Raw genomic sequence first — 1,269 nt, forward strand, 5'->3', positions numbered from 1 at the left:
CTGATAATATAGAAAGCATTGGAATGGGTGCATTTTATAATTGCAGTTTAGAAAAAATAGATATACCGAATGTAAAATATATTTTTACAAACACTTTTGAAAATTGCACAAATCTATCAGAAGTAAATATTCCCCAAAGTGTTATTAAAATAAAAAAATTTGCATTTAATAATTGTGGTTTAATTAATGTAGTAATACCTGAAGGAGTAAAGGATATTGAAAGTTATGTGTTTAATTCCTGTTCTTATCTAAAAAATGTAACAATCCCTGAAAGTGTTAATCAAATCGGTGACTTAGCATTTGCAAAAACAGCTTTAGAAAGTATTAAAATTCCAGCAAGTGTAAATAAGATAGATAATTATGTATTTTTTAATTGTAATAATCTTATAGAAGTTACATTTAGAGCAATTAATCTTAAAAATTATTGCAATAATATATTTTTCTGTTGTCAGAATCATTTAAAAATATATGTACCAAGCGAAGCTGTTGAGTTATATTCTAATTGGTTGCCTCAGGATAGTAATGTAACTATATATGAAATAAATAATGAGGAGGGGTAGTATGAATAAAATAGCTCGTGTTTTGATTAGTTCATTGGAAGTTTTACTTTTATTAGTTTTAATTATATTTAATTTCAATAATGTTTCAGCTGCTGATGAAATAAATATTGTGAATGATTTTTCGTATGAAATTATTAATGGTGAAGCAACAATAACTGGACCCATTGGTAGTGGAATTATTACAGAAATACCTAGTGAAATAGATGGTTATCCTGTTACTGAAATTGGAAGTGAGGCATTTTTGAGCAATACTTGCTATTATAAGGATTTGATAATACCTGAAGGTGTAAGAAAAATTGGGTACGCAGCTTTTTGTTATGAGGGAGAATTATTTAATCCTGAAACCATTAAAAGTAGAGGTTATAATATAACTATTCCAAAAAGTGTAACTGAAATTAATGTTGAAGCCATAGGTTATCATAGATTTCAACGTCTTGTATATTTAGAAGAATTAGATGTATATATAACTGATTACTTATATGTTAAACCATATAAGGTAGTAATTCGAGGCTATAAAGGAACAGCCGCAGAAACATATGCACTTCAAAACGGATTTACCTTTATAGCCCTTGATGACGAGCCTGTAACAACTACCACTCCTGTTACTACAGATATAACAACAACTGAAACAACAGTTGTAACAACACAAACAACTGCTGTTTCAAATACGGCAACAAGCTCATCTGTTTCTACAACCTCGATTGCGGAA

General features: G+C 28.9%; 1 protein-coding gene and 1 pseudogene. Both read left to right on the top strand.

Translation table 11 applies throughout. The annotated features are described in order from the left end of the window. The coding region (locus OCV67_RS13300; RefSeq protein WP_147644405.1) for a leucine-rich repeat domain-containing protein at positions 1-560 on the top strand (560 nt) is incomplete at its 5' end. A gap of 1 nt (position 561) precedes the next feature. Further along, a pseudogene (locus OCV67_RS13305) lies at positions 562-1,269 on the top strand (leucine-rich repeat domain-containing protein); the annotation flags it as partial.

This window comes from Porcipelethomonas ammoniilytica (genome assembly GCF_025567485.1).
GTDB classification, from domain to species: Bacteria; Bacillota; Clostridia; order Oscillospirales; family Ruminococcaceae; genus Porcipelethomonas; species Porcipelethomonas ammoniilytica.